The sequence below is a fragment of the Aminivibrio pyruvatiphilus genome, from assembly GCF_004366815.1.
Taxonomy (GTDB): Bacteria; Synergistota; Synergistia; order Synergistales; family Aminobacteriaceae; genus Aminivibrio; species Aminivibrio pyruvatiphilus.
Window position 1 is genome coordinate 39,738 of record NZ_SORI01000008.1, and the last position, 26,213, is coordinate 65,950.

At 59.9% G+C, this 26,213-nt stretch carries 30 protein-coding genes; all 30 read right to left on the minus strand.

Translation table 11 applies throughout. The features are described 5' to 3' along the window. Positions 1–64 precede the first annotated feature (64 nt). Positions 65–1,009, minus strand: coding sequence for a riboflavin biosynthesis protein RibF (ribF, locus tag C8D99_RS07505; protein WP_133957518.1), 945 nt, complete (start codon positions 1,007–1,009; stop codon positions 65–67). Next, complete coding sequence (gene truB, locus C8D99_RS07510) at positions 1,006–1,923, minus strand: tRNA pseudouridine(55) synthase TruB (protein WP_133957519.1); 918 nt, start codon at positions 1,921–1,923, stop codon at positions 1,006–1,008. The genes ribF and truB overlap by 4 nt, the downstream gene beginning before the upstream one ends. Next, entirely contained in the window at positions 1,892–2,917 is a 1,026-nt protein-coding gene (locus C8D99_RS07515) for a DHH family phosphoesterase (protein WP_133957520.1), read from the minus strand. The genes truB and C8D99_RS07515 overlap by 32 nt, the downstream gene beginning before the upstream one ends. Further along, on the minus strand, positions 2,914–3,315 hold the full coding sequence (gene rbfA, locus C8D99_RS07520) for a 30S ribosome-binding factor RbfA (RefSeq protein WP_133957521.1): 402 nt from the start codon (positions 3,313–3,315) through the stop codon (positions 2,914–2,916). The genes C8D99_RS07515 and rbfA overlap by 4 nt, the downstream gene beginning before the upstream one ends. Further along, on the minus strand, positions 3,233–3,595 hold the full coding sequence (locus C8D99_RS15195) for a DUF503 domain-containing protein (protein ID WP_208321125.1): 363 nt from the start codon (positions 3,593–3,595) through the stop codon (positions 3,233–3,235). The genes rbfA and C8D99_RS15195 overlap by 83 nt, the downstream gene beginning before the upstream one ends. A 28-nt stretch (positions 3,596–3,623) precedes the next feature. Next, positions 3,624–5,612, minus strand: a complete 1,989-nt coding sequence (infB, locus tag C8D99_RS07530; protein WP_133957523.1) for a translation initiation factor IF-2 — start codon at positions 5,610–5,612, stop codon at positions 3,624–3,626. Beyond that, the gene (locus tag C8D99_RS07535) at positions 5,605–5,943 is read right to left on the minus strand and encodes a hypothetical protein (RefSeq protein WP_133957524.1); all 339 of its coding nucleotides are present in this window, start codon (positions 5,941–5,943) and stop codon (positions 5,605–5,607) included. Before C8D99_RS07535 ends, infB begins: the two co-directional genes overlap by 8 nt. After that, a complete protein-coding gene (gene rnpM / locus C8D99_RS07540) occupies positions 5,940–6,224 on the minus strand; it encodes an RNase P modulator RnpM (protein WP_133957525.1) in 285 nt (94 codons plus the stop codon). Before rnpM ends, C8D99_RS07535 begins: the two co-directional genes overlap by 4 nt. Positions 6,225–6,234: 10 nt before the next feature. Further along, positions 6,235–7,338: a transcription termination factor NusA gene (nusA, locus tag C8D99_RS07545; protein ID WP_133957526.1), complete on the minus strand. Its 1,104-nt coding sequence runs from the start codon at positions 7,336–7,338 to the stop codon at positions 6,235–6,237. After that, on the minus strand, positions 7,339–7,854 hold the full coding sequence (locus C8D99_RS07550) for a ribosome maturation factor RimP (protein ID WP_133957527.1): 516 nt from the start codon (positions 7,852–7,854) through the stop codon (positions 7,339–7,341). A 128-nt stretch (positions 7,855–7,982) separates the two neighbouring features. Further along, complete coding sequence (locus tag C8D99_RS07555) at positions 7,983–8,171, minus strand: hypothetical protein (RefSeq protein WP_133957528.1); 189 nt, start codon at positions 8,169–8,171, stop codon at positions 7,983–7,985. Between the two features lie 29 nt (positions 8,172–8,200). Continuing rightward, positions 8,201–9,676, minus strand: a complete 1,476-nt coding sequence (gene guaB, locus C8D99_RS07560; RefSeq protein ID WP_133957529.1) for an IMP dehydrogenase — start codon at positions 9,674–9,676, stop codon at positions 8,201–8,203. Between the two features lie 168 nt (positions 9,677–9,844). Then, on the minus strand, positions 9,845–11,023 hold the full coding sequence (ispF, locus tag C8D99_RS07565; RefSeq protein ID WP_133957530.1) for a 2-C-methyl-D-erythritol 2,4-cyclodiphosphate synthase: 1,179 nt from the start codon (positions 11,021–11,023) through the stop codon (positions 9,845–9,847). Next, positions 11,023–12,210, minus strand: a complete 1,188-nt coding sequence (locus C8D99_RS07570; RefSeq protein ID WP_133957531.1) for a PIN/TRAM domain-containing protein — start codon at positions 12,208–12,210, stop codon at positions 11,023–11,025. Before C8D99_RS07570 ends, ispF begins: the two co-directional genes overlap by 1 nt. Positions 12,211–12,301: 91 nt before the next feature. Next, the gene (gene recR, locus C8D99_RS07575; protein ID WP_133957532.1) at positions 12,302–12,910 is read right to left on the minus strand and encodes a recombination mediator RecR; all 609 of its coding nucleotides are present in this window, start codon (positions 12,908–12,910) and stop codon (positions 12,302–12,304) included. A gap of 9 nt (positions 12,911–12,919) precedes the next feature. Next, positions 12,920–13,228, minus strand: coding sequence for a YbaB/EbfC family nucleoid-associated protein (locus C8D99_RS07580; RefSeq protein ID WP_133957533.1), 309 nt, complete (start codon positions 13,226–13,228; stop codon positions 12,920–12,922). 30 nt (positions 13,229–13,258) lie between these two features. Continuing rightward, on the minus strand, positions 13,259–13,720 hold the full coding sequence (locus C8D99_RS07585; RefSeq protein ID WP_133957534.1) for a 23S rRNA (pseudouridine(1915)-N(3))-methyltransferase RlmH: 462 nt from the start codon (positions 13,718–13,720) through the stop codon (positions 13,259–13,261). Beyond that, positions 13,701–14,393, minus strand: a complete 693-nt coding sequence (locus C8D99_RS07590) for a V-type ATP synthase subunit D (protein ID WP_133957535.1) — start codon at positions 14,391–14,393, stop codon at positions 13,701–13,703. Before C8D99_RS07590 ends, C8D99_RS07585 begins: the two co-directional genes overlap by 20 nt. Next, on the minus strand, positions 14,390–15,787 hold the full coding sequence (locus tag C8D99_RS07595) for a V-type ATP synthase subunit B (protein ID WP_133957536.1): 1,398 nt from the start codon (positions 15,785–15,787) through the stop codon (positions 14,390–14,392). Before C8D99_RS07595 ends, C8D99_RS07590 begins: the two co-directional genes overlap by 4 nt. Continuing rightward, entirely contained in the window at positions 15,784–17,544 is a 1,761-nt protein-coding gene (locus C8D99_RS07600) for a V-type ATP synthase subunit A (protein WP_133957537.1), read from the minus strand. Before C8D99_RS07600 ends, C8D99_RS07595 begins: the two co-directional genes overlap by 4 nt. An 8-nt stretch (positions 17,545–17,552) precedes the next feature. After that, the gene (locus C8D99_RS07605) at positions 17,553–17,819 is read right to left on the minus strand and encodes a hypothetical protein (protein ID WP_133957538.1); all 267 of its coding nucleotides are present in this window, start codon (positions 17,817–17,819) and stop codon (positions 17,553–17,555) included. Then, a complete protein-coding gene (locus C8D99_RS07610) occupies positions 17,812–18,873 on the minus strand; it encodes a V-type ATPase subunit (RefSeq protein ID WP_133957539.1) in 1,062 nt (353 codons plus the stop codon). Before C8D99_RS07610 ends, C8D99_RS07605 begins: the two co-directional genes overlap by 8 nt. Beyond that, positions 18,830–19,465: a FliH/SctL family protein gene (locus C8D99_RS07615; RefSeq protein ID WP_133957540.1), complete on the minus strand. Its 636-nt coding sequence runs from the start codon at positions 19,463–19,465 to the stop codon at positions 18,830–18,832. Before C8D99_RS07615 ends, C8D99_RS07610 begins: the two co-directional genes overlap by 44 nt. Positions 19,466–19,469: 4 nt before the next feature. Next, complete coding sequence (locus C8D99_RS07620) at positions 19,470–19,688, minus strand: ATPase (RefSeq protein WP_133957541.1); 219 nt, start codon at positions 19,686–19,688, stop codon at positions 19,470–19,472. Further along, on the minus strand, positions 19,670–21,577 hold the full coding sequence (locus C8D99_RS07625) for a V-type ATP synthase subunit I (protein ID WP_133957542.1): 1,908 nt from the start codon (positions 21,575–21,577) through the stop codon (positions 19,670–19,672). The genes C8D99_RS07620 and C8D99_RS07625 overlap by 19 nt, the downstream gene beginning before the upstream one ends. Then, the gene (locus C8D99_RS07630) at positions 21,574–21,909 is read right to left on the minus strand and encodes a hypothetical protein (RefSeq protein ID WP_208321126.1); all 336 of its coding nucleotides are present in this window, start codon (positions 21,907–21,909) and stop codon (positions 21,574–21,576) included. Before C8D99_RS07630 ends, C8D99_RS07625 begins: the two co-directional genes overlap by 4 nt. Positions 21,910–21,916: 7 nt before the next feature. Next, positions 21,917–22,384, minus strand: coding sequence for a CBS domain-containing protein (locus tag C8D99_RS07635; protein WP_133957544.1), 468 nt, complete (start codon positions 22,382–22,384; stop codon positions 21,917–21,919). Further along, positions 22,381–24,105, minus strand: a complete 1,725-nt coding sequence (locus C8D99_RS07640) for a WecB/TagA/CpsF family glycosyltransferase (RefSeq protein ID WP_133957545.1) — start codon at positions 24,103–24,105, stop codon at positions 22,381–22,383. Before C8D99_RS07640 ends, C8D99_RS07635 begins: the two co-directional genes overlap by 4 nt. Positions 24,106–24,444: 339 nt before the next feature. Then, complete coding sequence (gene serS, locus C8D99_RS07645) at positions 24,445–25,716, minus strand: serine--tRNA ligase (RefSeq protein WP_133957546.1); 1,272 nt, start codon at positions 25,714–25,716, stop codon at positions 24,445–24,447. Then, positions 25,709–26,200, minus strand: a complete 492-nt coding sequence (gene ribH, locus C8D99_RS07650) for a 6,7-dimethyl-8-ribityllumazine synthase (protein WP_133957547.1) — start codon at positions 26,198–26,200, stop codon at positions 25,709–25,711. Before ribH ends, serS begins: the two co-directional genes overlap by 8 nt. Between the last annotated feature and the right edge of the window lie 13 nt (positions 26,201–26,213).

A 26,213-nucleotide genomic window follows, 5' to 3' on the forward strand; every position in this document is an offset into this window, starting at 1 on the left:
GTCTTTTCCTCCCTCTCCGGCCCGCGGATCCCCCACCCGGCCGTGTTCGTTCCCCAGGGCCGCCTCAGCCCCGAAGAGCCGTTCCAAGCTGTTCGTAAAGCTCGGCCCGTCCCTGTGCAACTTCACTGAAAAGCCTTCCGGACAGACGGACATCCTCTTTCATCCGGAAAACAAGCTGCTCCGGCGAATCAAACTTTTCCTCGTCCCGCAGAAATTCCTCGAAGAAAACAGCGATTTTGTTGCCGTACAGAGATCCGTTGTAGCCGATAATATGCGTCTCCGCCCGTATTCCCCTGTCTTCCTGCCGGAAGGTGGGGTTCACGCCCACGTTGAGGGCCCCGGGCATCCACCTGGAGTCCACAAACACCGAAACGCAGTATACTCCTCTCCTCGGCATCACCTTTTCCGGAGGATAATGAACGTTTGCCGTGGGAAAGCCGAGCTTCGCCCCTCTCCCGTCTCCGGGCACCACCGTTCCTTCAAAGAAAAAGGGATATCCAAGAAGGCGCCTCGCCAGGGCGACGGAACCATGGGCCACATGGCTCCGTATTGAGCTGCTTCCCACCTTCTCCCCGTCAATGGAGAGAGGTTCGGCTTCCTCGAAGAGCCATCCCTTCGTCTGGGACCACTTCCGGAGGAAGGCCGTATCGCCTTCCCTGTTTCTGCCGAAACGGAAATCCTTCCCCACCACGATGCCCGTGACAGGAAGAAGCTCTTCAAGATAGACCAGGAATTCCGGCGGGGACATCAGGGCTGTTTTCGGGGTGAAGGGTATTTTCACCGTCCCTGGGATATGGAGGAAGCGGGCAAGAATATCTCGCTCCGGTTCGGTGAAGAGGACCGGAATTTCCCTGCCCTTTATCACGTTTCCGGGGTGGGGGGAAAAGGTGACCACTCCCCAGCCGCCGGCATTTTCCGGGGAGTGCCGCCCGGCCATGGAGGCCGCGGTCTCGAGAAGACGGCGGTGGCCGAGATGAAAGCCGTCGAAGGCACCGAGGATCAGGATCATGGATTCCCCTCCAGAGGGATGTTCATCCTGGGTTCGTAGAGGCCGCCGGGGAGCAGGTTCCCGAAGCTGAACACCCTTTCTCCGAGGACGGCGGCCTTGCCCCCCGGATCCCCGTCTCCGGGAGAGAGCGTGACCAGGTCCGAAAGGGACACGGTCTTTCCAGCGAGAAGGTCGGCGTCCGTCCCGGGAGGGCAGGAGTAGGAGTAATACTGGACTGCCAGTTCGGAAAGGGGCCTGATCTCCCTTGAAAAATCCGCTTCTCCCGACTCGAGCCTGTCAAAGGCAAGGGCTTCGTCCTGCCGGAAGCGCCCGATGGATCGCCGCACAAGGGAGAGGACGTACGCCCCGCATCCCAGCGCCCTGCCTATGTCCCTGACTATGCTCCGAACGTAGGTTCCCTTCCTGCAGCGTAGGCGGAGGGCGAAGGAGCGGTCCACCCCGTCTTCCTCCGTGAGGCGGATGGATGATATGTGCACCGGTCTGGGCGAAATGGCCGGGTTTTCACCTGACCGGGCGATTCTGTGAGCCCTCTCCCCGTTCACCCGGACTGCGGAAATGTCCGGAGGCGTCTGGAGGCGGGTTCCGAGAAAGGAGGGAAGAAGGGAGGCTGTCCTTCCGGCCGCATCCGGCGGGACGGGGCCCGAGAACACCGTGTCCCCTGAAAAGTCGTCGGTGGACCGCTCTTCTCCCAGCCGGAAACGGACGTCATAAACTTTAGGAAGCCCCATGACAAGGTCGCTTGTCCGGGTCGCCCCTCCCACAAGGAGGACAAGGAGTCCTTCGGCTGTGGAATCCAGGGTTCCTCCGTGCCCGACCTTAACCCCTTTTCCGAGGCGCCTGCGCAGTGCTGCCACGCAGGCGGTGCTGCGGATTCCCTCCGGTTTATCGAGCAGAAGCACTCCGCAGAGTGTCATTTTTCTCCTCCAGAAGAGCTGTGAGTGATGCGACGGCTTCCGACACGGGCAGGGGAAGTCTGCACCCCGCCGCCTGGGGATGTCCGCCGCCGCCGAAGGCGTGGGCGATTTCCGAGGCGGAAAGGGCGCCCCTTGAACGGAGGCTCGCCCTGACGCAGTCGTCATCCTCGATAAAAAAAACGGCAAAGGAGACGGACCTGACGGTGAGAAGCTCGTTTACCAGGAATTCCGTCTCGGCAGGATTGCTGCCGGTATCCAGAAAATCGGTCTTCCCGATCCAGGTTACGGCAGCGAAAGATCCGACGGACCGTACCCTTTCGAGGGCCCTGCCGCGAAGACGGAGTCCGCCCATGGTCCGGCTGCATCGAATAAGCTGGTCGATCTTTTCAGGGGCGACGCCGAGAGACAGAAGATCTGCCGCAGCCTGGTGCGTCCTTGGCGTGGTGCAGGAGAACGCAAAGTTGCCGCAGTCGGTGACAATGGCGGTGTAAAGGGCTTCCGCGGCCTCTAAAGGAATGGGTATCCCCCAGCTCCGGAGGAGCATCCAGCACATTTCCCCCACGGAGGAAGACGTCGGGTCCACCCATACGGCAGTTCCAAACCCCTCGTTATCATGATGGTGATCCATATTGACCAGGGGCACGCCCTCCGGAATTTCGGAAAGATCCGCCACCGAACGGGCGGCGGTGGACGTGTCCAGGGCCACAACCACGGTGTCCCGGCAGAGGGACAGGGAACCGAGCGTCAGCCCGGGCAGAAAGCCGTCAGTCCCCGCAAGAAACAGGTAGCTGTCCGGCACGGGATCCGGACCTCCCCAGACAACATCCTTGCCCAGGGAGCGGCCCATGGACCACAGGGCGCTCCCGCAGCCGAGTGTATCGCCGTCGGGCTTGGTGTGGGAAAGCAGAATCCAGCGGGAGGCACCCGAAAGAAGAGAAATAATCCTTGCGGTCTGTTCGCTCCGGAAAAGGGGAACTGTCCCTTCCATAGTCATTCCCCGCTTTCCTGATATTCCTCTTCTTCGTCGCCCGTTTCTTCCGGTTCATCGTCTTCATCGGTCTTCAGGGAGTCCAGCAGCCGATCCATCACCCTGCCGTACTCCTCACTCGTGTCCACGTGAAATGAAAGGGCCGGGGTCAGCCTCAGGCCGAGCTGCCTGCCCAGCATGGTCCGCAGTGCCCCTGCCGCGGAGTCCAGGGATTTTTTCACATCGTCCCGGATGGACGGGTCTACCGTGGTGAAATACACCCTGGCATTCTCCAGGTCACGGGAACAGTCCACTTCAGTAATAACGGCAAGTTTCGCCGTTTCATTCTTCACCCGCAGTTCCAGAAGGAGCGAAATCTCCCTCTGCATCTGCTTGTTGATTCTTTGCATCCGAAAGCTCGTCATAGCCGGTTACCTCGCGCCAGTGATGAATTATGGAAAACTCGCCGGATTCCTCCTCGCCGCAGAGAAAAGAGAAGACCGCTTCCAGCCGTTCCTGCGCCATGGAAGCGCCCGATGCAACGGCAGAAACACCGAGAAAGACGTCGGACCTGCTGCCGTCGGGCCCCAGGTCCATGGCGGAAACGTTCCAACGGCCCCGAATCCTGTCCAGAAGTGACTTCGTCACCCTCCGCCTGTCCTTGACGCTTCTGCTGCCAAGAACCACGAGAGAGACGAAGAGCACCCCCGAGAACAGGGCCGTTTTTCTTCCGCTACGAGAGATGGCGCTTCTCCTCCACGATTTCGTAGGCTTCGAGAATGTCTCCTTCCTCGAAATCCTGGTAGTTGGACAGGCTGATCCCGCACTCGTAGCCGGCCGCCACTTCTTTTGCGTCGTCCTTGAACCGCCTGAGGTTTGACAGTGAGCCGTCCCAGAGGACGATGCCGCCCCGAATGAGCCGGGCCTTTGCATTCCTGCGGATAACGCCTTCCAGAACGTAGCTTCCCGCGATCTTTCCCGCCTTGGGAACCTTGATGACCTGCCGGATTTCGGCCTGGCCGATGGTGTTCTCCTTGATGGTGGGCTTGAGCATGCCCTCGAGGGCCGCCTTCACGTCGTCGATGGCGTCGTAGATGATAGTGTAAAGCCGCACCTGGACACCCTCGGATTCTGCAACTTTTTTCGCGTTGGCGTCGGGGCGGACGTTGAAGCCGATGATGACAGCGTTGGAAGCCGAGGCAAGCATCACGTCCGATTCGGCGATGCGGCCGACGCCCCGGTGCACGATATTGATGCCCACTTCGTTGGTGGCCATCTTCTCCAGGGATGCCGCGAGGGCTTCGCTTGACCCCTGGACGTCGCACTTGAGGAGGAGGTTGAGCTGGGGGATGTCCCCTTCCTTGAGCTGGGAATACAGATCCTCGAGGCTGAGTTTCCTGGGACCGCCCTGCTGGGCGTTTCTCAGATCCTGCTCCCTGGAGCTCAGGGCATCCCGGGCTATCCTCTCGTTCTCCACGGAAGTGAACACCTCGCCGGGCTGAGGTACGGTCGCCAGGCCGAGAATCTCCACGGGGGTGCTCGGTCCGGCGCAGTCGATCATTTTTCCTTCCGAGTCGATCATGGCCCGGATTTTGCCGCAGGCAGAGTCAAAAAGAAGGATATCGCCCTTGCAGAGGGTTCCTTCCTGAACAAGAACGGTCGCCACGGGGCCCTTGCCCTTGTCGAGTTTGGCCTCGACGACCACTCCCCGGGGTTTCACCGTGGGGTCGGCCTTCAGCTCTTCTATCTCCGCCACGAGGAGAATCATCTCGAGGAGTTGGGGCATTCCCTGGCCGCTCTTTGCCGAAACTTCCACCATGATGGTATTTCCGCCCCACTCCTCGGGAGCGAGACCGACGTCGGAGAGCTGCTGGCGGACCCTGTCCGGCTTGGCGGCAGGCTTGTCGACCTTGTTGATGGCGACGATGATGGGAACTCCCGCCGCCTTCGCGTGGTTGATGGCCTCCCTGGTCTGGGGCATCACACCGTCGTCCGCCGCCACCACGAGGATGGCGATGTCCGTCGCCTGGGCTCCCCTGGCCCGCATGGAGGTGAAGGCTTCGTGCCCCGGAGTGTCGAGGAAGACGATCTCCTTTCCCTCGTGCATGACGGTGGAAGCTCCGATGTGCTGGGTGATGCCGCCGGCTTCCCGGGCGGTGATGTTTGTCTTCCGTATGAAGTCGAGCAGAGTTGTCTTGCCGTGGTCGACGTGCCCCATGACGGTGACGATGGGGGGCCTGGGTTCCATGTGATCCCCGTGGAACCGGGGTCTCTTGATGACGGTGCAGGTTCCGTCGGCACCTTCGTTTTCAGCGTCGTCTTCGCATGCCATGGTGAGAACCACGTTATAGGCGTCCTGAAGAACCTTCAGGCTCTTTTCGTCCACCGGGCTGTCCGCCGGGACCATCAGGCCGGCGGAGATAAGGCACTTCACCGCTTCCGCAGGGGAGATGCCGATCAGCTGGGCAACCGCCTTGACGGTAGATCCCTTTGAAACCTCGTAAGAATCTGTTTTTATCACGCTGCGCTCCTCTTCCTTTTTTCCAGGCCCTTCCGTGCCGGAAGCTCCCCGGAGGGACTCCTCCACCAGCTGGGCGATATCGTTGTCAATGGAACTCATGTGGCTCTTTACGTCGACCCCGAGGTCGATCAGGATATCAAGCAGTTCCTTATTGCTTTTCCCGAGCAGTTTGGCCAGTTCATATACCCGGATTTTACTCATTAACGTCTCCCCCTTCCGCAAGCAGTTGCGAAATAGAACGTGCAAAGCCGCTGCGTAACGGTAAAGCAACAACCTTCACATTTCCTGAACCGATAGCCGCAGAGAGTTCGCTTCCGGAAATATCCGGCAGAACAGTGATCGTGCTTTTTTCTGCAAACCTCCCATTCTGGAGGGATCGATAGAAAGACGATTCCCCTTCTCCTGCAAAAAGCACCAGGAGAGTTTCTCCCCGGGCCAAGGAAGATTTTACTATATCCTGACCAATTTGCAGGACGTTTGCTCTTCGTGCCATGCCGAAAACCGAGAGCAGGGCTTCCTTGCGGGTTTTCACTGTCCTTTTTCCTCCCCGCCTTCAGCTTCGGCAGCCATTCCGAGAAGGGTGTCGTACACCCCGGCGTCCACTTTCACCCTGAGGGCTTTTGAAAGGGCATCCCTTTTCCGGGCGCTGAGAATGCATTCTTCCTTGAGGCACACATAGGCGCCCCTTCCCGGAAGCCTGCCGGAAGGGTCAACGGACACCTCTCCCGCAGCATTGCGGGCTATTCTCAGCATCTCCCTCTTGGGTGATTCCTCCCTGCATCCGACGCAGGTCCTGGGCCGCCGCCGCATCATGGCCGTCCCTCTATTCAGCGCCGCTGTCGTCTATGATGTCCTGGAAAATATCGTGGAGTGTCGGCATTCTCTCCGGTTCCAGGGCATTGATGTCGATCTTCCATCCCGTGAGCCTCGCAGCCAGGCGCACGTTCTGCCCCGCCTTGCCGATGGCGAGGGAAAGCTGGTCAGGCCGCGAAAAGACGGTGACGGCTTTTTCCTGCTCGAGAATGGGCTCGATCCTGACTATCTTCGCAGGCGAAAGGGAGTTCCGGATATACTGGAGGGGATCGCTGTTCCAGATGATCACGTCCACCTTTTCGCCGCAGAGCTCCTTGCTTATGGACTTGATCCGGGCCCCGTTGTTCCCCACGCAGGCTCCCACCGGATCCACGTTCATGTCGAGGGTCTGGACCGCCACCTTGGCTCTCGCCCCGGACTCGCGGACGATGTTCTTGATCTCGATGACCCCTTCCTGGATCTCGGGAACCTCGAGTTCAAGAAGCTTTCGCAGCAGGCCGGGATGGGTCCGGGAAACGACGATTCTCGGTCCCCGTGTTGTCTGACGGACGTCAAGGAGGTAAAACTTGAGCCTTTCGCCGGGAATGTACTTTTCGTTCACGATGCGCTCTTCCCTGGGGAGGATTGCTTCAGTGCGGTCGTTGAGGCGGATGAGCACCTGGTCGTTCTCCGATTTGAAGACGACGCCGGTAACGAGGTCCCCCACCCGGTCGGAGAACTCCTCGAAAATGATCTGCCGCTCGGCATCCTTCAGCCTCTGGATGATGACCTGCCTGGCCGTCTGGGCAGCAATCCTGCCGAAATTCTCGGGATTTTTCTCTATGCGGATAAAATCCCCCTCGGTGACGTCCACGAACCCCTGGGCCTGGGCATCGGCAAGGGAGATTTCCGTGTCCGGCGACACGACATCCGCCACGATGTGCTTCACTTCGCAGATGGAGATATCGCCGTTTTCCGTATCGATATGGACCTCCACATCCTGGTTCCCGCCCTGGTATTTTTTATATGCCGAGATAAGGGCCGCCTCAAGGCTGGAAGCGATAACTTCCTGGGACAGTCCCCTCTCTTTCGTGATCTGGGCCAAAGCGCGGACGAAATCACGCCCAAGCTGCATTTATGAACTCCTCCTTTTGTCCTGCTTTTCCTGTTCCTCATATACAAGGTTGCCTTTTGTAATTATTTCAAAGGGGATATGGACCGTTTCATCCTCTTCCGTACCTCTGCCGGTCTCAAGCTGCAGAAGAACCGCCCCGTCCTCCCCCACGTCCAGGAGAAGGCCCGTAAACCGTTTCTGTCCGCTTATTTCCTGCCGGGTCTTGAGCTTGATCTTCTTCCCCCTGAACTTCCGGTAATCCTCCGGCGAAAAAAGAGGCCGCTCGATCCCCGGGGAACTCACCTCAAGGTAGAACTGGCCGCGGATATACTCCCCGTTTTCGTCCAGAAAGCGGTTGAGCGACCTGGAGACCGTCTCGCAGTCCTTGACAAGAATGCCTCCGAGAGAATCGATATAGACCCTCAGGATTGCCCGCTTCTCTTCGTTTCCGAGGGTAATGCCGACACATTCGTAACCGAGACCCTCCACAATTTTCCGGAGGGCGCTGAAATTATCTTTTCCCCTGTCTTCGCCCATGCTGATCTCTCCCTGCAGGCCTATTAAAAAACAAAGAGTGGGGGAACCCACTCTTTGAAAAAAACTCTCCGAAGAAACACCACATTGGAGTATAGCACATTATTGGGAATAAATACAACTTCCCTTTATTACAGGCAAAAATCCGAGATGAACTCCGGCCACCACTCGTCCAGGTTCGCCTCGAAATCCATGGGGTCGTCCGCCGTAAAAGTTTCCTCCGCAATAGATTCTTCGACGAGACCCGGAAGATCAAGCACTCCCATCCACGCAAACTCGTCCTGGAAGGTGTTCCGTTCAAAAACCTTCGCTCCCTGCACGGAAGGACCCCTCCTTTCCGGCCGCAGGTTTACTCAACCCAGTAGTTCGGCGCTTCCTTGGTCACCACCACGTCATGGGGGTGATTCTCCTTGACCGAGGCTGCGGTAATCCGTACGAACTGCGCCTTTTCCTGAAGATCGGGGATATCCTTCGCCCCGACGTAGCCCATTCCCGACCGGAGACCGCCGGCAAGCTGGAAGACTACTCCGGACAGGGCTCCCTTGTGGGCGGCGAGACCCTCGATCCCTTCAGGAACAAGTTTATCATTTCCCGCCCCTTCCTGGAAATACCTGTCCTTGCTGCAGCCGTCCTTCATTGCCCCGAGGGAGCCCATTCCCCTGTAGCTCTTGTAGGATCGGCCCCTGTAAATGATCAGTTCTCCCGGGCTTTCCTCGGTACCCGCAAACAGGGAACCGATCATGACCGAGTCGGCTCCCGCCGCGAGCGCCTTGACGATGTCGCCGGAAAAACGGATCCCGCCGTCGGCGATCACCGTCTTTCCCTTCCTGTGGGCTGCCTGGGCGACGTTGTAAATGGCCGCAAGCTGGGGAACGCCGATACCGGCGATAATCCTGGTGGTGCAGATACTTCCGGGGCCGACGCCGACCTTGACGGCGTCGGCTCCCGCATCGATGAGAGCTTCAGCGGCCTCTGCCGTGGCAATGTTTCCTCCGATGAGCACAAGATCCGGATAGGAGGTCCGGAGCAGCCTGACGGAATCGAGGACTTTTTTCGAATGACCGTGGGCCGTATCGACGACGATGACGTCTACCCCGCTCTTCACAAGGGCGGCCGCTCTTTCAGCCAGGTCGGAGCCCACGCCGACGGCCGCGCCGACCCGGAGCCTTCCCCCTTCGTCTTTTGCCGCGCTGGGGAAATCCTTCGCTTTCTGGATATCCTTGATGGTGATAAGGCCTTTCAGCGTGCCGTTCCCGTCCACGATGGGGAGCTTTTCCACCTTGTATTTCATGAGGATGGACTGGGCATCCGCCAGGGTGGTCCCTTCCGGGGCGATGATCAGGTTTTCTTTGGTCATCACCCTGGAAATGGGCTGTTCGAAGTCGGTGACGAAACGAAGGTCCCTGTTGGTGATGATACCCACGAGTTTTTTGTTGCCGTCCACGATGGGGACACCGGAAATATGAAAATGCTCCATCAGTCCGATGGCCTCACTCACCCTGTCGTCGGGGTGAAGGAAGAAGGGATCGACGATGACTCCGGACTCGGACCGCTTCACCACGTCCACTTCCCTGGCCTGCTTCTCGATGGTCATGTTCCGGTGAATGATTCCTATTCCCCCTTCCCTGGCGACGGCTATGGCCAGGCGGGATTCGGTCACTGTGTCCATGGCGGAGCTGCAGAGGGGAATGTTGAGGGCAATGCCTTTCGCGAGCCTGGTCCTGATGGAGACCTCGGAGGGAAGAACTTCGCTGTAGCCGGGTTCAAGAAGGACATCATCAAAGGTAAAGCCTTCATAGGAAACAAATTTTTCCTCAAATTTCATGGGGGAACCTCCTTGCCCTTCGGGGGGGCGAAAAGACTTTGGGAAATTGTAGGCCGAAGCCGGAAAAGAAACAACCCCCCCGGAAATACAAAGGGAATTTCAGGCAGAAAGGGGCTCCGGCGCACATTTCAGCCGCCGGAGCCCTCTTTCTTTGCCGGGAAGGGAATGTCAGTCCTCGTCCTGCAATTCATCCCGCTTCAACTCCCGGATGGAAAGAGTGGCAGCGGCATGGCATATGACGGAGCAGCAGTTTCCGGCCGCTCCCTCGCCTTCGCCCGATTTCGCCTTCAGGTGAACCCTGTTCTTCCATCCTGAAGGCAGAACGTTACCCATTGTCTTCACCATCTCCTGAAGGCGGGAGGAAAGCCGGGGCTCCTGGGCGATCACCACGCAGTCGGCCCACTCGAGGAACCAGCCTTCCGAAGAAGCTCTCCGGGCTGAATCCTCAAGGAGCACAAGGCTCGAAATGCCCTTGTATTTCATATCCGACGCGGGGTACAGGGTTCCGATATCCCCAAGCCCTGCCCCGCCGAGGATGGCGTCGCAGAGCGCATGTACCAGGGGGTCGCCGTCGGAATGTCCCAGAAAACCCAGGGGAAAGTCCGGAAAAAAAACTCCTCCAAGAATGAACCGCCTTCCCGGAACGAGGGGGTGGATATCATATCCGATCCCCGTTCTGAAGGACTTCTGAAACCGGCTTTCTCCGAGGTCAAAATCCCCGGGCCAGGTGATTTTCATGTTCCGCCTGTCCCCCTCTACCGATCCAAGTTCATAGCCTGCCAGTATCCAGGCCTCTCCCTCATCCCTGGCCCCTTTTCCGTGGGAGCGAAGAGCCTGTTCCAGCTTCTCCCTGGGGAACCCCTGGGGGGTCTGGGTGAGGAAAAGCCCTTCCCGGGGGAAGGGCCGAAGGATTCCCTCTTCTTCTTTCTTCAGGGCGTCGGACACGGGAAGAAGGGGAACAATTCCCTTCTTCTCCGTCACCGATGCCATAACCCTCCGGCAGAGAGCCTCGTCCGCGAAAGGGCGCGCCCCGTCGTGGACGAGGACATAGTCTCCCTTCGCACACCGCAGGCCGTTCAGCACCGAGTCGTTTCTTTCCGCCCCCCCCGCAGTCACCGAAAAGGGGAAGGCGTACCCCAAAAGCCTTCCCGAAAAAAAAGACTCATCCCCCGCCGGGACGACGAAAACAGCCTCCCTGACGGCGCCTGACGCAAAGAGTTTTTCGGCGAGAAGGGCGCTCCATTCCCACATCATCCGCCCTCCAAGCCCGCGGTACTGCTTGGGAGAGTCTCCCCCGGCCCGCTCTCCCCTGCCTGCGGCCACCACCACCATGGAAAATCCTTCCATTAGGACCGGACTTCCTTCCTGACCCGGCCGAAGACCATTCTTCCGGCGGAGGTCTGGAGCATGGAGGTGACCACCACCTCCACACGTTTGCCGATGAAGTTCTCTCCGTCCTCGACGACGAACATGGTTCCGTCGTCAAGGTATCCCACGCCCTGGTGGGGTTCCTTTCCTTCCCTTATGACATCGATGATGATGGTTTCCCCCGGAAGGAGCATGGGTTTCAGCGCGTTTGCAAGATCGTTCACGTTGAGCACCCGGATGCCCTGAATCTGGGCGAGCTTGTTCAGGTTGTAGTCAGTGGTGAGAATCTGGCCTCCGAGCCTGTCCGCGAGAGCCACGAGGCCGCTGTCCACCGACTCGGCCCTGAGGGTCTTCAGGGTCGTGTCGGCTATTTCGACCTGGAGGTCGCCCAGTCTCTGGAGTTCGTTCACCACGTCAAGGCCCCTCCGGCCCCTCGTTCTTCTCGCCGGATCGGTGGAGTCGGCCACCGCCTGAAGCTCCAGGAGAACGAACTGGGGGATGATGATCACTCCCTCGAGAAAGCCAGTCCTGGCGACGTCGAGGATCCTGCCGTCAATGATGACGCTCGTGTCGAGGATCTTCCGGCCCGCACACCACTGCTGCTCTTCAGCGGAAAGACGCATCCCGCCCTCATCGTGCCGCTCCCGCTGTCCCCTGATCATGGAGATTTTTTCCTTCAGCCCCTGTATGGGACCCAGGACATGGAGCAGGTCGCTCTGGCGTTTCAGCAGTATCCTCGCTCCGAGGTACCCCAGCACAATGTTCAGGATCAGGGCGAGATAGCTCCCGAACAGGAGGTCGGAAAAGGGCAGCGCCACAAGATTCGCGATGATGAGGCCGACAATCATGCCGACGGTGGCGGCGGTAATCTCTGACCAGCTGGTGTTCTTCAGGTGTGTTTCAAAAAATGTTCCCATAAGACCAAGCAGCCGCAAAAAAACGGGGGAAAGGATCAAGCCGAGAAAGGCGAATAAAACCACTGAAAGAACCGTAAGGAAAATTTTACCCGGAAGCCACAGGGGCAGCCATGATTTCCCCGCCATGAACCATTCTTCAGGAACAAGGGGAAACAGAAGCTGGGCCACCTGGGCACCAATCATGCCACCCAGCAGAAGTACCAGCCCGGAGAAGATCATCCTGACAATCTTCCCAAAACCCTCCGTCATAGTTTCACCTCTCTTGCAGTCGGTCATTCTCCTTCCCGCCGGGGAAGGGACGTAAAGAAATGGAGCGCTCTTGTTGCTCAGGAGAAACGATTCATTCTTTCCGCTTTACCGTTACCCTGGACTCGAGGGAGGCGAGAAGGGTCGTCCTGTCGGCAAACTCTATGCTCCCTCCCACGGGGAGGCCGTAGGCCAGCCGCGAGACGGAAACGTCGGTCTCTCCAAGCCGGTCCACTATGGCATGGAAGGTCAGGTCTCCTTCGATCCTCGGATTCGTGGCGATAATCACCTCCCTTATGCGGTCTTCGCCGATGCGGCGCACAAGCCCGGCAAGGCATTCCTCGTCGAGATCCTCACCGTCGAGGGGAGATACCCTCCCCCCGAGAACATGGTACAGTCCGGAATAGACTCCGGCCTGTTCAATGCTGATAAGATCCTCCACCGTTTCAACGACGCAGAGGGTCGACCTGTCCCGCAGAAGGTCGCTGCAGACGGCACAGGGCTCCCTGTCGGTGATGTTGCCGCACCGTGAACAGGTGAAGATGCGGTCTTTCAGCCCTGAAAGACATGCGGCAAGCTCCTCGGCGTAGGAAACAGGCTGCTGGAGGACGAAAAAGGCCATACGCCGGGCCGTTTTCGCCCCGACGCCCGGGAGCTTGCGAAAAAGAACGGTGAGCCTTTCGAAGGAATCAGGCAGCGACACGGACCGCTCCTAGAACAGCCCCATGGAACCGAGGCCGCCGGTAATCCGCCCCATTCTCTCGGCGGCAAGCTCCTTGCTGCGCCGAAGCGCTTCATTCACCGCCGCAAGCACCAGGTCCTCGAGCATTTCCACGTCGTCGCCCTTCATGACCTCCGGATCGATACGAACTCCTACCACGTCTCCCTGGCCGTTCGCCGTCACGGTGACCATTCCGCCCCCGGCGCTTCCTTCCACCTTTTCTCCCGCAAGCTCCTCCTGGACCTTTGCCATCTGGGCCTGCATCTTCTGCGCCTGTTTCATGATCTTGTCCATGTTCAAGCAAACCACTCCTTTTTCCGGATAAAAGTCTCAGTGGTGGTAGTCCACTCCTCTGAGGATTGTACATGCCCTGTATATCTGTTCCGCGAGAAATACGAGGCAGAGCTCGTGGGGCATGGTCATCTTCGAGAGCGAGAGGGAATGATCCGCCCTGTCCCTTACTTCCCCGGCCAGTCCGAATGCCCCTCCGATGACGAACACGATCCTTCCCTCCGAATCATCGAGCCTTGCCGAAAGCCACCGGGCAAAAGAGAGGCTGTCCGTTTCCCCGCCCCCCTCGTCCAGGATCACCACGTAATCCCGTTCCCGGATCTTCTTCAGTATTTCCTTTCCCTCCCGCTCCACCTTCCGGGCGGCATTGCCGTCCTTCGACTCCGGTGCGGATTCGAGGCCCACTTTAAGGAAAGGAGCGGTCCGCTGGAAATAACGATCCGCCAGGGCGGCACAATGGCCGTCCTTTGCTTTTCCGACACTAAGAATAATGATTTTCATAGTGTGTGTCCAGTATATTTTCCCTATTTCCCGCCGGGGCCGACCGTTTCTTCTTCCCCACTCTCTTTGCCACGAACTTTTCCTGCCGTTCCCTCTCGGCAAGAAGATCCTCTATCCGTTTCACCTCTTTCCCCAGGGAGGGAAGGACCACATGCTCAAGCGTATTTATCTTCAGGGTGGTCCTGGAAAGTTCCCGTTCTATGGCACTGATCTTCGTCTTGAGGTTGATGTACCTCCAGACGCAGTCTTCGCTTTCTCCCAGGGCTTTCAGGAGATCCTCCACCGAGAGGGAGGTCACGGCGGGGTCGAAGGGAAGCTTCCATGAAAGACGATCCCTGTCCTCCGGCGAAGGGGAAAAAGAGGAATACCGGCATCCCATGACGGATTTCTTTTCCACCCGGACCGGAAGGGGATCGTTTCCGGCGGAAAGATAGCGGACGGCGCCGTCGCCCTCGAAGAGCCTCACCAGGGAATACAGGAAGGTGATCCTCCCCGCGGCGAGAAAAAAGGCTTTTTCTGTCTCCCGGAAGAGCCGCCGCTCCTCGTCCACTGCCCGGACCAGGGCGTCCCGTTTCCTTTCGAGGAGCCTCTTTCCATGGCTCACGGCAATTATGCGCCGCCGGGTGGACAGAAGGTGCTCCCTCGTGGGGGGACCGGACGACCTGCCGTTCATGGCTCCCGGGGAAGGGCCGAATAGCCCAGGTTTTCCGCCACGTAGCTCTCAGGCAGCTTGAAGAGCTCGCTCCTGGGAAGGGTTTCAAGGCATTTCCATGCGGATCGCTCAGATTCCGCCAGGGTTCTTCGTGCGCCTCCCTGACCGAGGAATGTTTTTTCGAACGCCGCGGCGAACCCGAGATACTGTTTTTCCACGGCGGTGAGCCCGTCATCGCCCACGATGAGCCGCATCCGTTCCACTTCCCTGGCCCTGGCATACGAGGCGTAGAGCTGATCCGCGAGGGCCCTGTGCTCCGGGAAGGTCTTTCCCCTTCCTATTCCCTTGTTCATCAGCCTGCTCAGGCAGGGAAGAACGTCGACGGGAGGGTAGACCCCCCGTTCCTGGATTCTCCTGTCGAGCACGATCTGCCCCTCGGTAATGTAGCCCGAGAGGTCCACCACCGGGTGGGTCATGTCATCGTCCGGCATGGTGATGATGGGAATCTGGGTGACGCTTCCCGGCGCTCCAGCAATGCAGCCCGCCCGCTCGTACAGCTCGGCCAGATCGGAATACATGTAGCCGGGGTAGCCCCTTCTCCCCGGCACTTCCTCCCTGGCGGCCGCCACTTCCCTCAGGGCGTCGCAGTAGGCCAGCATGTCGGTCATCACCACGAGGACATTGTAGCCCCTCGAAAAGGCGAAGTATTCCGCCGCCGCAAGGGCGACCCTGGGCGTGAGCAGACGCTCCACCGTCGAGTCGCCGGCGAGGTTCAGAAAGAACACGCCGTTCCGCAGGGCGCCCGACTTCCGGAAGGAATCCATAAAAAACTGGGCTTCTCTCCGGGTAATGCCCAGAGCGGCGAAGACCACGAGGAAGGGCTCTTCCGAGCCCGGAATCCTTGCCCCGCTCACGATCTGGACGGCCAGCTCGTTGGCGGGCAGGCCCGCCCCGGAAAACACGGGCAGTTTCTGCCCCCGGACGAGGGTGTTCATGAGGTCCAGGGCGGATACCCCCGTTTCCACGAAAATATCCGGGCTGCTCCTCCGCACCGGGTTGATGGGAGAGCCTCCCACAGCGAGAAATTCATCGGCGAAGCCGGCGGACAGACCGTCCAGGGGGTTTCCCCTCCCGTCGAATACACGGCCTATCAGTCCGTCTCCGGCGGGAATCCTGAGGACGTCCCGCTCAAGCCACACGGTGACGCTCCCGGGGGCAAGCCCCATGGTCCCCTCGAACACCTGGATGACCGAAAGGTCCCCGTCGATCTGGAGGATCCGTCCCGTTCGTCTTTCCGAACCCGACTCCACTGCGACAAGTTCGCCGCAGGCGGGCCCGGCGATTCCCCTCACGAAAAGAAGGGGACCGCTTATGCCCTCAACCCTCCTGAATCCTTCCCGGTACAGGGCCGTCATTGGGGCATCACCTCGATTTTTTCGAGCTCCGCCGCCAGGCGGCTCCTCCATTTCTCCCCGCGTGCCGCCATTTCTTCCTTTCCGAGAACCCTCAGCGCCAGGAGTTCCGACCGGAGAGGCAGCGCGGCCGCCTGGTCAAAGATGATCCCCCGCGAGAGGGCTGACCGGACGGTCCGGTCGCATTCCCTCAACTGGAGGAGGTAGACCTTCTGCAGTTCAGGGGCGAAAGAGGCGTCCTCAGGGGCAAAGGCGTTCTGCTGCAAGAACAGCACCCTGGCAAGTTCAGCCATGAAGAGGGTCCACTTGTCCTCCTCGGAGAGACCGTCCCTGCCCACCAGCTGGACAAGGTCGAGAAGGGACTGTTCTTTTTCCAGCAGGTCCCTGAGGTACTCCCTGAGGGTGAACCATTCCTCCCCGAGGTTCTCCCGGAACCACGGGGCGAGCATTCCCTCGTAGAGGGTATAGCTCTGGCGCCAGTTGATGGCGGGAAAATGGCGCTGCTGGGCCAGCCCTTTGTCCAGTGCCCAGAATGCGCCGGACATGCGGAGGCTCGCCTGGGTCACCGGTTCCGAGAAATCTCCCCCGGCGGGGGAAACGGCGTTCACCACCGTGATGGAACCCTTTCTTGACGGCGATCCCAGGGCTTCCGCCCTCCCCGCCCGTTCGTAATACTGGGCGAGCCTCGAGCCGAGATAGGCGGGATATCCCTCTTCCCCGGGCATCTCCTCGAGGCGGCCGCCGATCTCCCTGAGGGCCTCCGCCCAGCGGGACGTGGAATCGGCCATGATGGCCACGTTATAGCCCATGTCACGGAAATACTCTCCCATGGTCATTCCGAGGTAGATGCTCGCCTCCCTGGCAGCCACGGGCATATTGGAAGTGTTGGCCACGAGGATCGTCCGGTCCATGAGAGGGCCGCCGGTCACGGGATCCACAAGTCCCGGGAATTCCTCCAGGACCTCGGTCATCTCGTTTCCCCGCTCGCCGCACCCGATATAGATGATGATGTCGGCGGAACTCCACTTCGCCAGGGACTGCTGCGTTACCGTCTTGCCCGTGCCGAACCCTCCGGGCAGAACCGCCGCACCGCCCAGGGGCACGGGGAAGAGGGTGTCGAGAATCCTCTGCCCGGTCAGCAGGGGAATTTCAAAGGGAAGGCGCCGCTTCACCGGCCGGGGCACCCTGACCCGCCATTTCTGAATCATGGTGTACTCCCGCCCGTCCTCGAGCCGCGCAAGCGGTTCGTCCGGAGCGTACCCGCCCGCCGGGGCGATCCAGGCGGCCCTGCCCGGCGGCTGGTCGGAGGGAACCATCACGGAATGGAGAAAGGTCGGATTTTCCCGGGCTGTGCCCAGAAGATCCCCTGCCGAGAGGGTGTCGCCCGGGGCAGCCGCAGGTTCAAAGGCATATTTGCCGGCCGTGTTCCGCCGGCCGGGATTCGCGCCCCTGGGAAGAAAGATGCCTGCCTCTCCCAGGACGTCAAGGGGACGGCCGATGCCGTCGAAAACGCCGCCCAGGAGCCCAGGCCCGAGATCCACCGAAAGAAGGTCGTCCTCGAACACCACGGGCGCCCCAGAGGCTATGCCGTCCGTATCCTCGTATACCTGGACGCGGACGCAGGACCGTTCAATGCGGATCACTTCCCCGAGAAGCCCCTCCGCCCCGACCCTCGCCACTTCGAACATGGCGGCGGGCCTCTCCGGGATCACCGTCACCACGGGCCCCGAAACACCCACCACTCTTCCTCTTTTGTCCATGTGTGCCGTCACCTCATCTCCCCGCTTTCGCAGGAAGGAAACTGGATCCAGACAGGATCGGCCGATTTTTCCAGCCGCCGTCTGACCGATTCCGGGAGCCCGTCGAACCACTCCTTCTCCACCGCCACGAAAGCGGCCCTCTCCGCAGAAAGAGCGGCAAAAACAGATGCCGACTCCCCCGGAGACTCACAGGGAAGGGGTACAAGTCCGAGAAGGGACCACAGGTCCGCAAAAACCTGGCTTCCCACGGCAAATCCCCTTCCCGTTTCAGCCATGGTGTCCCTCCCCGGGGAGGAAAAGATGCCGTTCCAGCTCCGCGGCCGGCATGCGCAGCGACAGGCCCACGGCGAGCAGGGAAAGGTTCTTCCATTCCTGTACCACCTGGGCCGCATACCCGAGGGACACGTCGGCGCCGAGAAGGTTCTTTCTGTAGAGGCTTGTCTGCCACTCGTAAAAATGCCGCTGGAAGGACCGGAAAAGGTCGGAACGGGTTTTCTCCCCGTGTTTTCCGGGAACAAAGGACCATCCTGAGCCGGAAAAAAGCTTATGGGGATCGTCCAGGGTCTCGAGGGCTTCCTGTGAAAAGCCCCAGCCTCCGGGAAGAAAAGCCCGTTCCCCTGCGGTCTCTTCCCCGGGGCGGAGCCAGATGCTGAAATTCCAGAGATCCGTCAGCCTGCCGAGATATTCCGCCATTCTCCTGCCGTTCTCGTTGTTCTTCCCCCTGATCCGTTCTCTCCACCGGGAGAACCAGCCGGAATAAAGAGCCCGCTCAGCCCGGAAGAGATCTCCCGTTTCATGGAGCACCCGGTAGGACTCACCCAGGATGCGGGCGAAGTCATGATTTTCCTCGTGGCAGCGGACAGCCCCGTCAGCCGGAGTGGGGCATTTTTTCCACAGGTCGTCATAAAAGGAAGGATCCGCGAGGGAATACCTGTGCCATGCGGGGGAATTCCCCGGACGGATTCCTCCCGGTGAAGCCCGGAGAAGAATCCGCCCGTTGTGGAGGTCGCCCAGTGAAAGGATCACTGAAAAAAAAAGGAGGCTTTCTCCCCGCGCAAGGGATGCGGTTTCCTGCAGAATATCCGCCGCGCCCCCGGCCAGGGCGTTTTCGATCCGGCCGAGGAGCGATCCCCCGCCGGTGGCGAGCTGCTCTCGGTATCTCTGGCCGTACCGGCTTTCGAGCAGGAAGAGCTCCATGTCCTCAAGGGAGCCGGAAGCAAGCCGGAAGAAGACTTCCCTTCCGAGAAGCCGGGTCCCCCTCGCCCTGACGACGGCGTTCAGATATTCATAATTGGGAGATTCGCCGGTGAATTTCTGTGAAGGAATCATGCATGAGCCGGGACAGCCTGAGGGAAAAACGGGAGGACATCCTTCCCCACCGCGTGAGGAGGGTATTGTCTAAAATTTCGTTTTCCGTCTCGGCCCGGCAGCCACCCCATCCGTTCAGATTTGCTTCCCGTATTTCCACTCCCTCGAAAAGGCTTCTGTTTTCTGCCGTTTCCCGGAGCAGTTCAGCGTCACCCTTCTCCACAAGAAGAACGGCAGGCCTGCCGCAGGCCCCCAGAACCTCTTCGGCGAGCCGGGCAAGAATTCGGCCGTACCCTTCCCTGTCGAAAGAGCGGAACGTTTCGGCCATCTTCCGGAGTTCCTCCCCGAAGGAAGTGCCCAGGTTCGAAAACTCACCGAGAAAGAAAGCCCCCGCGGAAGCGGAAGCGCTTTTTCGCTTCTCTGCGGCCAGAAAACGGAAGCGTTCTTCCTGCTCCTTCCGAAGGGCTGACACTTTTTTCTGGACAGAAAGTCTCCTGGCGGCGATGAGATCGGCGATCTCGTCGTCCCGGTTCCTTTCCAGAAGACGGACTTTCTCAAGGTGCTCCCTTGCGAGAGCCTCCTTGAAGGACTCGAGGTCCTTCCCGCCGGTCATTGTCTCAGGCGAACTGGAGAATGAGCATGATGGCCACCACGAAACCGAGGATGACCATGGTCTCCGGAATGGCTTCGAGAATGATGATGGTGCCTCCCGTTTCCGGTTTTTCCGCCACGGTTCCGGCGCCCGCGCTTCCGATTTTCGCCTGGGCGTAGGCTGTGGCAACGGCGGGGATTCCGACCGCAAGGGCCGCTGCAAGGGCTATGAGTGCTTTTTCCACGAGGATCCGCTCCTTCGCTGAAATGGTGTGTATTCTTTCCCGTTACCGGAATAAAACTTGCCGAAGAACTCCACGTAGTGCAGCCTGGCCGAATGGAGGCCCGAACCTCCTATGGCCAGCACGAAATTCAGGAGGTGAATCATGAGGGCAAGAAAGATGCCGAAGACGGACAGTCCGAAGACATCGAGAAACTTCGAGGCCACGAGGGCCAGGATGGCGGAGGAAAGGCCGATGGCCGCGATTCTGACGTAGCTGATGATATTGCCGATGCTGCCCAGGGTCTCGATGATGCCGCCGATGCCCCCGCCCCTGATGAGAAGGGCGAGACCGATGACCAGGAGGGAAAGGGGCACTGTGAAAATCCCTCCGGGCAGTTTCCCCCTCAGGGCTGTAAGCCCCGCCACAAGGGCAAGAAGTACGGCCAGGTTTCCCGCCTTTTCCATCCAGAGATGACGGTGCCTGTTCCTTATTCCCTGGTATATGCCCAGGAGAAGCCCGAAAAACACGTGGGCGGCGCCCAGGGCTATGGTAAACACCACCACCGGGAGAACGCTCACCGACCGCTCCAGCCACAGGGGTTCCAGATGGAACAGCCTGTGCCCCGCGTCGCCGAAGGATTCGCCCCAGGCCGCTCCCCAGACAATGCTCCAGAGGGAAACGGAGAGGAGAATGGAGCCTATGTCCCGGAGCAGGGGGCGGACCGCTTTCTTCAGCTTCAGGGAAAGAAGAAGAATCAGCACTCCGTATCCCATGTCGCCGATCATGCACCCGGAAAAGAAGGGGAAGAAAATGGCCACGGCGGTCGTGGGGTCCACCCCGGAATAGGAGGGCGGCCGCAGAAGCTTCAGGAACAGTTCAAAGGGAGCGCAAAGGGGTGAATTTTTCAGGGATGTGGGCACACTGCTCCAGTCCTTTTCCCCCGGGTGTCTCCACTGGAGGAGCACATCGTCGCCGAACCGCCCTTTCATGGCTGACACCGTGGAATCGAGGGCGTCCTCGGGAAGCCACCCGTGGAGGGGGAAGGTGTCCTCGGAGGAACCGAGTCCGGCTTCCACCGCAGCCTGCTCCGTTCTGCCGTCGATGAAAAGGAACAGGGCGGCGAGCCGGGGCCCCCACTCGCCGGACGTCCGGCGCAGATCACCGGAAAGGGTCTCGATGCGGCCGGAAAGTTCTTCCATTTTTTTCCCGATGACGGGAAGGGAATGCTCCACGCTCACGCCGGAGCAGAACGGGGGCAGGTGCCAGGGAAGGGCCTTCCAGCGGGAAAGAATCGCCGAGGCCTCCTCTTCCAGTTCCGGGGAAACCCGGAGAGCCAGCACGCCGAGGGCGTCGTTTCCGGGAACGAAATGGTGCCGCCCCTCCCACGCCTCCCCTCCGGCGGAAAACGCCCCATGAAGAGCGCCGAGAGCCTGCTGGACCGTATTCTGCGGAATCAGCCACAGCGTCGTTGTTCCCGGGGATCCGGCATCGTCCCGCCGGAAGAATGCGGAAAAACGATCGAGGATATCCCTCGCCTTTTTCGCCCGGAGAAGGAGATCTTCTGCGGCCGTTCTTTCATCGAGAAGACCGGAGAGGCGTTTTCCGAATTCCTCCAGGCTTCTCTCGATTTCAGGGGCAAGTTCTTCGGGCGGAAGGGCTGAAAGCAGCTTTTCCGCATCGTCGATGCTCCCTTCGGAAAGAGAGGTCCATCCGTCCCAGCCGAGGGATTCAATGAGACCCAGCACCTTCCCCCGAAGAAGGCGCAGCATGTTCAGCCGTGCCGACTCTGTCCCGGAACGCCGGCCGGCCTGCTCGAGGTGAAGCACGCCCAGCCGGTGAAGCTCCTCGATGATCTCCCGGCGCCTTCCTGCAACGCCCCAGAGAGCAAGGCGGATCATTTTCCGTATCACGGTTCTTTTTCTCCCAGAACCATGGCGAAGAATTCTTCCTGAAGGGCTTTCAGGGCCGGCCCTCCGCCGATCCGCCCCGAAACGTCGTCCCTGATGGATGCGATTTCCCTCTCGAGACCGGCCGCAAGGAGTTCAAGGTCCTTCTCCCGGGCAGACCATTCCGCCTCCACCTTTCTCAGGGTCTCGGCCTCCATTTCGGAAAGACGAAGGAGCGCCTGGTCTCTGTCGAGACGGCACTCCCTTCGTTTCTGTTCATATTTTTCTTCCAGTTCGCCGGAAAAGCGGCGAATCTCTTCCTCTACTTCATCAAATTCTCCGGAAGGGGCGGACATATCCGTATTATTCAGCACCGCGGCTCACGCTTTCTTCCATGAGAAACTCGCAGAACGCCTCGCGGCTGATCATTCCTGCGAGCTTTCCGCTCTCCACCACGGGAAGCCGCTTTACCGACTTCCGGATCATCAGGTCCGCCACCGCCATGAGGCTTGTCTCGGGCTCCACGAAAATGGGATTCCGGTTCATGAAATCCCCCACCTTCTTGTTCCCGAAGGACCGGAACCTGGAGAGAAGAAGATCCTCTTCGTCCTCAAGAAAGGAAGAACGGGCTAGCACCTCGAGGTAGGTGGGAACGGCGGCTTTCAGAACATCGCTTTCCGACAGGAATCCCACAAGGTTCCAGTCCTCGTCGAGGACGGGGATACCCTGCAGGTTGTGGCTGTAGAGGACGTGAATGGCGTCATGCACCAGGTCGTCCTCCAGAACCGACGTGAGGTCGAAATTCATGATGTCTTTTGCCGCGGTCTTCATTCGGTGCTCCTGTTTTCCCTGTAGGGGCGCAGGCCCAGCTTCGTGAGAAAAACCCTGCAGACGAAAAGGAAGAGATCAAGATCCCGCTTCCAGCGCCAGGGTTCCTGCAGGAGGCGGTAAAACCATTCGAGGCCGAGTTTCTGCCATGCTTCCGGAGCCCTCTTCAGCATTCCGGAGACCACGTCGAAAGCCCCGCCTACCCCGACTGCGACCATGTCACCGAGAAGATGGGAGTTTTTCATGACCCAGACTTCCTGGCGGGGAATTCCCATGGCCACGAAGAGGACTTTCGCCCCGCTGCCGCGGATGTCCGCAGCCACGGAGGGGTCGGACGGGTTAAAATAACCGTCCCGCCATCCGGCGATGACGAGGTCGGGGTACTGCTCCTTCAGGGCTTCCGCAGTCCCCTTCACAGCCTCCCCCTTCGCCCCCAGCAGGTATACGGGCAGGCCTTCCGCCGCAGCCGTCCGGGTCAGGCGCAGCATGAAGTCGATTCCCGCCACCCTCTCCTGGACCGGCGTTCCGAGAAAACGAAGGGCCCAGACAAGCCCGGCGCCGTCGGCAAGGGTCAGGAAGGAGCTCCGCAGGGCGGCGGCATATTCACTGTTCTTTTCCGCTTCCATCACGGCAAGGGCATTCACCGTGGACACCAGGGAAACCCCTTTGCCGGAGACTGCTGCGGCGCGGGTCTTCGCGAGGGCATAGTCCATGGAGACATTATCGACCGAGGTGCTCCAGATGGAGGGTTTCAGTGGCATTTCCGCATTCTCCTTCATTTTCCGGATGAAAGGCATGATGGCGAGGCCGGTGAAAAGGATGGTGGCGCTGACCCACAGCATCATGAACATGGAGTTTCCAAGCTGGGAGATGGCGATGACCGCACCGCCGAGGGCGCAGAGAGACGTGATGAACCGCACTGCGCTGGGGTGGTCGAGGCCCCTGCTGATGAGCTTTCTGTACAGCACCGTCGCTCCGTGGGACCTGGAGGAAAAGGCAAGACTGGCGAAATGGAGGGACGCCTCCATGATGGGAATGGCGAAAAGGCCGAGGGGAAGAAGCATAAGGGTGCTGAAGGTAATCCCCTTGCTCACCCCGAGCACCGACGTCCCTGCCACGAGGATTCCCCAGAGAGCGGACAGGGATTCGCCCATGCGGCGGTACATGTGGCCGTGGCGGCTCCAGAACACGCCGAGGAAGGCAAGGCCGCACAGGGACATGAAGAATGCGTCAGGAAGATCCTGGCCGGAGAAGACCGTGGCGAGAAGAAGCAGCGAGAAGCTGATGGCCAGAAGATGGCCCGCCATGCCCGGTATGTTGTCCAGCTGCTGGAGAAGGACGGGGAATATGCCCACCCAGAGGGCCGTCACGATAATGGACACTTCAGGAGAAAAGTAATGGTACTGGCCGTCGGGAAGGCCGATGAAGCCGATCTTGGGTCCGAAGACGGCGAAGACGAAGCCCACGAAAAGATAGGCCGTCTTCCATCCCCAGTGAGGCCGGATGTGCTGGCACGTGCCGACGAGGGAGGCGAAGGCGGCCATGCCCACGATGAAACGGGACACGGAGCTGCCGGCCCAGAGGGCGGCGAGAACCCACGCCGCCACGAGCAGAAGATCCCGGAAATAGTTGTACTGGGTTGTCTCCATGCGTTTTCTGCAGCGACGCTGAAGAAAGAAGCAGAGCACCACCGCAGCGGGAACAAAAAATAAAACCTCGGACATGAAACTTTCCGCGAAAAGTATGATTAGCCCTCCCTGGATACAAGGCTGCAATCTTGATTCTACCAGTTATTTCCCTATTTTTCCACCCCCGCCTAAATCCGCTGGCAGCGGGGAGCGTCACCGGTGCTCGCTTGGGCCGCCGGCCTGGGCGCTGCCCCCCAGGGGATATTCTCTTCGACCCTGGCGGGTCGAATTCACCTTATGCCCAGCGACACTCCCTCTGCCATGAAAAGCTGCGGATTTAGGCCCCGGAAGACCCGGAATCCTCCGGTTTCAGTCCGCAGGGGGCAGGCCCGGGGGGGCAGGCGGCGTTTCAACCGCCTGCGATTCTGAAGGATATCAGCGGATTTCCGTGACGCCTCCCATGTAGGGAACGAGGACTTCCGGTATCCCTATGGAGCCGTCTTCCCTCTGGAAGTTCTCGAGCACGGCGATCAGGGCCCTGCCGATGGCGATGCCCGAACCGTTCAGGGTATGGACAAACCGGGGTTTGCCGCCGTCGGCGGGACGGAACCTGGTATTCATCCTCCTGGCCTGGAAATCTTCGCAGTTGCTGCAGGAGCTGATCTCCCTGTACTTGTGCTGGGAGGGCAGCCAGACTTCCACGTCGTAGGTCTTGCTCGACCCGAAGCCCATATCCCCCGTGCACAGGCAGATGGTCCTGTGGGGAATCCCGAGGGCCCTCAGCACCTCCTCGGCGTTGTCGGTCAGCTTTTCCAGCTCGTCGTAGCTGGACTCCGGCGAGGAGAGCTTCACCATCTCAACCTTGTCGAACTGGTGCTGCCGGAGCATGCCCCGCACGTCCCTGCCGTAGGCCCCGGCCTCCCGGCGGAAACAGGGGGTATAGGCCGTGTAGTACAGGGGAAGCTGCCCTTCCTCGAGAATTTCCTCGGCGTGGAGGTTGGTGAGGGGCACCTCGGCGGTGGGGATGAGCCAGAGGTCGTCGTTCTCGCATTTATAGAGGTCATCGGCGAACTTGGGAAGCTGCCCCGTACCCCGCATGGTCTTCGAACTTACCATGAAGGGCGGCTGCACTTCCAGGTACCCGTGCTTCTCCGTATGAAGGTCGAGCATGAAGTTCAGCAGGGCCCGTTCAAGCCGCGCCCCCAGCCCCTTCAGGACAGTGAAGCGGCTCTGGGCGAGAGACGCCCCCTTCTCGAAATCCATGATCCCCAGGGCCTCGCCGAGGTCCCAGTGAGGTTTCGGCTCGAAGGAAAACTGTTTCGGCTCACCCCAGCGCCTGACTTCGGGGTTGTCGTTCTCGTCCTTCCCTACGGGAACGGAATCATGGGGACGGTTCGGAAGGGAAAGAAGCATGTCCGAAATCTTTTCGTCGATCTCGGAAATGCGGGCGTCGATGTCCTTTATCCTGTCGCCGATGACCCGCATCTCCTCCATGGCGGCGGAGGCGTCCTCGCCCCTGGCCCTGGCGGCCCCCACCTTCCGGGATCCTTCATTCCTGCGGGCCTTCAGCTCCTCGGTCTCCGTGAGCAGCAAGCGGCGCTCCTCGTCGAGCCCGAGAAGCGGCCCGATATCCATATCGTTGTTCCTGTCCGCCAGGAACTGTCTCACTTCATCCGCATTGGAGCGGATCCATCGGATGTCAAGCATGGTCTTCCTTCTCCTTTCCGGTGCGAAGCTCGTTCATGATGTTGGCGGTCTCGATGGCGGCGAGGGCCGCCTCGGCCCCCTTGTTGCCCCCCTTACTGCCCGACCGCGCCACGGCCTGGTCCATGGTATCCGTGGTCAGCACCCCGAAGGACACGGGAATCCGCTCGGCCATGGCCACCGATGCCAGTCCCTTGGACATCTCGGCGGAGACGTATTCGAAGTGGGGCGTATCTCCCCGTATGACCGCCCCCAGGGCGATGATGGCGTCATATTTCCCGCTCAGGGCCGCCTCCTTGGCCACGAGGGGCAGCTCCCACGCGCCCGGCACCTTTATGACGTCAATGGCCTGGTGGCTCACGTCATGCCGGAGAAGCATATCCTTCGCCCCCTCGAGCAGCTTCTCGCTGAAGAGGCTGTTGAACCGCGACACGACGATGCAGAACCGAAGCCCGGCACCGGTAAGCTTTCCCTCTATGATTTTCATTTTGACCGCTCCT